Origin of the sequence: Streptomyces sp. NPDC048504, from assembly GCF_043200035.1 — a bacterium.
GTDB lineage: Bacteria > Actinomycetota > Actinomycetes > Streptomycetales > Streptomycetaceae > Streptomyces.
The window spans coordinates 608,263-614,813 of record NZ_JBICXA010000004.1; the positions used below are offsets into that span (position 1 = coordinate 608,263).

Genomic DNA, 6,551 nt, shown 5'->3' on the forward strand with positions numbered 1-6,551 from the left:
GAGGGAGGGTCAGTAACCCCGCTGGCTCGCGTAGAACACCAGCCGGTACTTGCCGATCTGCACTTCGTCACCGTTGGCCAGCGAGACCTGGTCGATGCGCTCGCGGTTGACGTACGTGCCGTTCAGGCTGCCGACGTCGGCGACCGTGAACGCGCCGTCCTGGCCGCGCCGGAACTCCACATGGCGGCGCGAGACCGTCACGTCGTCCAGGAAGATGTCGCTCTGCGGATGACGGCCTGCCGTGGTCAGCTCGCCGTCCAGCAGGAAGCGGCTGCCCGAGTTCGGACCGCGCCGCACCACCAGCAGCGCCGAGCCCAACGGCAGGGCGTCGACGGCGGCCTGCGCCTCCGGGGAGAGCGTGGGCATCTGCGTCTGACCGGTCACTTCGGCGTCGTAGGCCTCAAGACCGGAGATGGAGATCGTGGAGGTCGTCTCGGACGGACGCTCCGGGGTCGCGCCGGGGCGCAGCGGCGCACCGCAGTTGGAACAGAAGCGGCTGTTCTCCGCGTTGCGGTTACCGCACCTCGTACACACCAGGGCCGACATAGGGGAAAACCCTCCACCCGTACTTGAGGTTGACGGTTGCCCGAAACCTATGTCGCCGGACTGCGCAGGGTCAACCGACGGCGCGCCCTGGCCTGCGACCTGGTCGCGGAACAGCGGGCGCTGGCCTTCTGCGTCCGGTTGTGCGCGGTGGCGAGCGGTCTGGTTGTCGCTGCCCTCTTTCGCACTCTTGCCGAACAACTTCGCAAACAACTTCACGGGCGATTCCCCTTGACCGAAACAGACCCGCCCGTGGGGCAGGACGAACCCTGATTGAACACACCGGTTGACCCGGACATCCTCACAACGTCCGTATCCACCAGACAGTTTCCACCACGCACCACCCAATCGGTGCGTCGACCCCCCGCAACCTCATGCCCTCGCGCAACGGCCCCCATGCACCCGCGGTTCACCGGGAGGACGACCGAGCGTAGTCAGGCTGCTTCGCCGCCCGCAAGGCATCCACGACGATCTTGGCCGACCGCCCGACGGTAACGGTGGCCTGCTCCTTCTCAAGAGTCTGCACCACGCCTCCAGGGATGTTGAGCGCCGGTTCGAGATCCTGCGGCTTGCCGATGACCTTGAAACGATAGGGGGCGTTGATCTTGTTCCCGTCGACGCTCACGCTCTTGCCCGAGTCCGTCAGATACGTGTTGGCCACGACCCGGACGTCGTTCACCTGGATCGCCTCCGCGCCGGCCGCGCGCAACTCCTGGACCGCGTCGAGCAGCATGTCCGCCTCGACCGTTCCCTTCGTGTCGTCGATGGTCATCGTGATGCCGGGCCCCTGCGCGGCCACGGTGCCCGCCAGAATGCCGAGTTGCTTCTCCTTCTCGGCCGTCTGCTTGCGGGCCTCCTCGGCCTGGTCGGAGCTGTTCTCCAGCTCGTCGCGCTGTTTCTGCAGACCCTGCTTCTCGTCTTCAAGACGCTGAGTACGGTCGTCCAGTTCATCGAGAATGCGCACAAGATCTTCTTGCCGTGCCCCACGCAGCGCGCTGTCGCTGTTGCTGTTGGAGGCGACCTGCACGGCCAGCCCGAAACCGAGGCCGAACAGCAGCACCGCGACGATGAGTTGGGCCCGGCTCGCGCGGGGAGGCCACAGCCCCTGCACCAGCCGCTGCCGACCGGTCACGGTGGGCCCGGACTTCTCCTCGGTGATCGGCGCCTCCGAGGAAGCAGACGCCGGTACCTCTTCGGGCAGTTCCCTGCGCAGCCGGTGTTCCGGCCGCTCGTCCTCGTTGCTCATCGACCTCACGCCCGGAAGACGTGCCGGCGAATGGCCGCGGCGTTGGAGAAGATCCGGATGCCGAGGACAACCACGACACCCGTGGACAGCTGGGCACCGACGCCCAACTTGTCGCCCAGGAACACGATCAGGGCGGCCACGACCACGTTCGACAGGAACGACACCACGAAGACCTTGTCGTCGAAGATGCCGTCGAGCATGGCCCGCAGCCCGCCGAAGACCGCGTCGAGCGCCGCGACGACGGCGATCGGCAGATAGGGCTCGACGACCACCGGCACCTCAGGCCGGACCAGGATTCCGGCCACCACTCCCACGATGAGGCCCAGTACGGCGATCACGATGTGCCCTTCTCAGTTCTCGGCTGTGCTGTACGTACGATCACACTCGGCGCGGCGGGCAGCCGGAGATCGCTCTCCACGGCGATGGTCGCCCTGATGCCGTAGTTGTCTTCCAGGGCGTGCAGATAGAGCCCGTCGGCAGCGTTCTGGAACCTGGTGCTCAGCCGTTGGCCGTCGCCCACCGCGAGCACCGTGTAAGGCGGTACCAGTGGCTTGTTGTCGACCAGTATCGCGTCACCCGCGGCCCTGATCGCGGACAGCGCCGTCAGCCGCTGCCCGTTGATGGAGACGGCCTCGGCGCCCGTCGCCCACAGTCCGTTGACGACGCGCTGCATGTCTCGGTCGCGCACCCGCCCGGTGTCGGAGAAGTCGGCGGTCTCACGCGGGTTGTCGCCCCCGCCGGTGCTGGCTTCCTTCGCGTCGTCGACGACAAGCTTCACACCGGGGCCGTGCACCGCGGTGGCACCGGACAGCATGCTCACCAGGTCGGCCTGCCCGCTGCCGCCGCTGGTTTTCAGCGCCGCCCGCTGCCGCGCGCTCACGTCGTCCCGGAGCGTGTCGACGGAGCCCTCCAGCTTGTCCGCCGACGTGGTCTCCTTGTCGATACGGTCGATCAGCTCTTGACGCTCCTTGGCCACCACGGGAGCGGCCACACGCGCCTGTGCCGCACCCACGGTCACGACCAGGGCCGCCAGCACCAGGCCGGCGGCGAGACCGAGCTTCGCCCGGAGGGTCTTGGACATGCCGCTCTCGCCTGCTTCCTTCTTCCGGGCGGCCGCCTCGGCGTAGCCGTCGTCGAGGCTGTGGTCCATGACATTGGTGAGCAGCGACATAGACGCGTCCGGGCGCGCAGGGCGCGTGGGTGTGCTCCGAACGGGGGGCTGCTGCGGCATGCCGCACATCGTCGCACGTGGTGGCCTGTACCTCCGAATGGCCCCACCGGCGTGCCGGACAGGCCCCCTTGGGGACACATGTCCGGCACGCGCGCGTGCTCCGTGTTTTACCGTCCGGCGCTGTCCACGACCGCCGACCACTCGTCCAACAGGGCCTGCGCGGAGGCGTCGTCGGGCCCTTCGGCCCACAAATGGGTGACCGCCTCGGCGGGGTCGGGCAGCACCATCACCCAGCGCCCGTCCGTCTCCACGACCCGCACACCGTCCGTCGTATCGACAAAGCGATCGCCGGCGGCCTCCACGACCCGCCGCATCACAAGTCCCTTGACGGCCCAAGGAGTCGCCAGGTCCCGCTTGAGGACGTGCGCCCGCGGGATCCGGGCGTCGATCTGGCTCAGCGTCAACTGCGTCCGCGCCACCAGTCCGATGAGTCGTACGAAGGCTGCCGCGCCGTCGAAGACACTGCTGAACTCCGGGATGATGAACCCGGCCTTGCCGTCCCCGCCGAAGATGGTCGTCTCGTCGCGCCCGACCCTGGTCAGGTCGTCCGGCGAGGTCGTCGTCCACTCGACCTGCGTCCCGTGATACGCCGCCACCTGCTCGGCGATCCTCGTGGTGGTCACCGGGAGCGCCACCCGCCCGCTGCGCCGCTCCGCGGCCACCAGGTCGAGCATCACGAGCAGCGCCCGGTCGTCCTCGACGATCCGCCCCTTCTCGTCGACGAGCGAGAGCCGCTCACCGACGGGGTCGAACCGCACCCCGAACGCGGCCCGCGCGGAGGCCACGATCTCGCCGAGCCGCACCAGCCCCGACCGCCGTGTGTCCGCGGTCTCCGTCGGCCTGGACTCGTCGAGCCCGGGATTGATCGTCAGCGAGTCCACACCGAGCTTGCCGAGCAGACTGGGCAGCACAAGCCCGGCGCTGCCGTTCGACGCGTCCACCACGACCTTGAGGCCGGATTCGGCGATCCCGGTCGTGTCGACATTCCGCAGCAAGGACCCGGTGTACGAGTCGAAGACGCTGGCCGGGAAGTGCAGGTCCCCGATCTCGCCGGGGAACGCGCGCCGGTACTCCTGCCGCGCGAACACCCGGTCCAGCTTGCGCTGACTCCCCTGTGAGAGGTCGGCGCCCTGGCTGTCGAAGAACATGATGTCGACGGAGTCCGGCACACCAGGAGTGGTCCTGATCATGATCCCGCCGGCACTGCCCCGCGCTGTCTGCTGCCGGGCCACGGGCAGCGGTACGTTCTCCAGGTCCCGTACGTCGATGGCGCTCGTCTGCAAGGCGGAGATCACCGCCCGCTTGAGCGCACGAGCGCCTCGGGAGTGGTCGCGGGCCGTGGTGACCGTGGACCCCTTCTTGAGGGTCGTGGCATAGGCGCCGGCGAGACGGACGACCAGCTCCGGCGTGATCTCCACGTTAAGGATCCCGGACACACCGCGTGCGCCGAAGAGGTGCGCCTGGCCTCTGTTCTCCCAGATGACCGACGTGTTGACGAAGGCACCGGCTTCGATCGTCTTGAACGGGTAGACCCGCACATTGCCCTGCACGATCGATTCTTCACCGATCAGGCACTCGTCACCGATGACCGCGCCGTCCTCGATCCGGGCCGCACGCATGATGTCGGTGTTCTTTCCGACGACACAGCCACGAAGATTGCTGTGCTGACCCACGTACACGTTGTCGTGTACGACGGTCCTGTCCAGAAAAGCCCCGGCCTTCACGACGACGTTCGAACCGATGACGGTGTACTCACGGATTTCGGCGCCGGCCTCGACCTTGGCGTAGTCACCGATGTACAGCGGCCCGCGGAGAACCGCGTCGGGGTGCACCTCGGCGCCCTCGGCCACCCACACGCCCGGCGACAGCTCGAAGCCGTCGATCTCGACGTCGACCTTGCCCTCCAGGACATCGGCCTGCGCCTTCACATAGCTCTCGTGCGTGCCGACATCCTCCCAGTAGCCTTCGGCGACAAAGCCGTAGACCGGCTTGCCCTCCTTCATCAGCTGCGGGAAGACATCGCCGGACCAGTCGACGGGAACGTCGGCCTCGACATAGTCGAAGACTTCGGGCTCCATGACATAGATGCCCGTGTTCACGGTGTCCGAGAAGACCTGACCCCAGGTCGGCTTCTCAAGGAAACGCTCGACCTTTCCCTCTTCGTCGACGATGGTGATGCCGAATTCCAGCGGATTGGGCACCCGGGTCAGACAGACCGTGACCAGCGCGCCCTTTTCCTTGTGGAAATTGATCAGCTCGGTGAGGTCGAAGTCGGTCAGGGCATCACCGGAGATGACGAGGAAGGCATCGTCCTTCAACGCCTCTTCGGCGTTCTTGACGCTTCCGGCGGTACCGAGTGGCTTCTCCTCATTGGCATACGAGAGCTCCATCCCGAGCTCTTCGCCGTCACCGAAGTAGTTCTTGACCAGCGAGGCCAGGAACTGCACGGTGACTACGGTCTCATTGAGCCCATGCCTTTTGAGCAGCCTGAGCACGTGCTCCATGATCGGTCGATTGACCACGGGCAACAGTGGCTTGGGCATGCTTGAGGTCATGGGGCGAAGGCGTGTGCCTTCGCCTCCGGCCATCACGACGGCCTTCATGTCGGAAGCGTCCTCCTCTGCGAGACGACGGTCTAGCCGACTTCACCAGTCCAGATTGTCCCGCACTTTTGCGCAACGGGCCATCGAGCGACTGTTACCGCCCAATCGGCAAGGTCAGTCGGCCATGGCGTCCGCACGCAGTAGGCGGCGGACTTGTACCACGTAGAGGACTCCTGCCCACCAGTAGAGCGTTGTACCCCATCCTGCGAACGCCCATCCGAAAATCGCTGCGAGTGACGGAAGCCAGCCGCTTCCGTCACTGAGCAGCAACAACGGGAACGCGTACATCAGGTTGAACGTAGCCGCCTTGCCCAGGAAGTTCACCTGCAGCGGCGGATAGCCGTGCCGCCTGAGGATGCCGACCACCACGAGCAGCACCAGCTCTCGCGCCAGCAGTACGGCGGTCAACCAGATTGGCAGAATCTCGCGCCAGGTGAGTCCGACGAGAGTCGAGAGAATGTAGAGCCGGTCCGCGGCGGGATCGAGGAGCCGGCCAAGACTGCTGATCTGGTTCCAGCGCCGCGCGAGCTTGCCGTCCAGGTAGTCGCTGATCCCACTCAGCATCAGCACCAGAAGCGCCCAGCCGTCGCTCTTGGGGCCACCGAACTCGGGCCTGAGGATCAACCACAGGAAGATGGGTACGCCGACCAGGCGCGCCATGCTGAGGATGTTCGGGATGGTGAGCACCCGCTCTGTCTGGACGCGGGTCTCCTGGACCTCCACCCGGGGGCCTCCTGTGGGAAAACGTGCCAACGATGCCCCCTGACCTTACCCCAACGCAAAAAAGCTCTGGCTCTTGGGCTGCATGCCCAAGAGCCAGAGCTCTAAAAGGAGTTCGGCGGCGTCCTACTCTCCCACAGGGTCCCCCCTGCAGTACCATCGGCGCTGTAAGGCTTAGCTTCCGGGTTCGGAATGTAACCGGGCGTTT

Annotated in this window: 6 protein-coding genes and 1 rRNA gene; all 7 read right to left on the reverse strand. The window is 66.4% G+C overall.

What is annotated here, in order from left to right; translation table 11 throughout:
- Nucleotides 1-9 precede the first annotated feature (9 nt).
- A complete protein-coding gene (locus ACGFY9_RS13610) occupies nt 10-891 on the reverse strand; it encodes an FHA domain-containing protein (RefSeq protein WP_393753874.1) in 882 nt (293 codons plus the stop codon).
- Between the two features lie 61 nt (nt 892-952).
- Nucleotides 953-1,789, reverse strand: a complete 837-nt coding sequence (locus ACGFY9_RS13615) for a DUF881 domain-containing protein (protein ID WP_393753875.1) — start codon at nt 1,787-1,789, stop codon at nt 953-955.
- A 5-nt stretch (nt 1,790-1,794) separates the two neighbouring features.
- Complete coding sequence (locus ACGFY9_RS13620; protein WP_019059351.1) at nt 1,795-2,127, reverse strand: small basic family protein; 333 nt, start codon at nt 2,125-2,127, stop codon at nt 1,795-1,797.
- Complete coding sequence (locus ACGFY9_RS13625) at nt 2,124-2,960, reverse strand: DUF881 domain-containing protein (RefSeq protein ID WP_393753876.1); 837 nt, start codon at nt 2,958-2,960, stop codon at nt 2,124-2,126. The genes ACGFY9_RS13620 and ACGFY9_RS13625 overlap by 4 nt, the downstream gene beginning before the upstream one ends.
- 167 nt (nt 2,961-3,127) lie before the next feature.
- Nucleotides 3,128-5,623 carry a mannose-1-phosphate guanyltransferase gene (locus tag ACGFY9_RS13630; protein WP_327405537.1) on the reverse strand — a complete coding sequence of 832 codons (2,496 nt, stop codon included), beginning with the start codon at nt 5,621-5,623 and terminating at the stop codon, nt 3,128-3,130.
- A gap of 114 nt (nt 5,624-5,737) precedes the next feature.
- Nucleotides 5,738-6,346, reverse strand: a complete 609-nt coding sequence (locus tag ACGFY9_RS13635; protein ID WP_033287014.1) for a CDP-alcohol phosphatidyltransferase family protein — start codon at nt 6,344-6,346, stop codon at nt 5,738-5,740.
- 110 nt (nt 6,347-6,456) lie between these two features.
- Nucleotides 6,457-6,551: ribosomal RNA gene (rrf, locus tag ACGFY9_RS13640) — 5S ribosomal RNA — on the reverse strand; the annotation flags it as partial.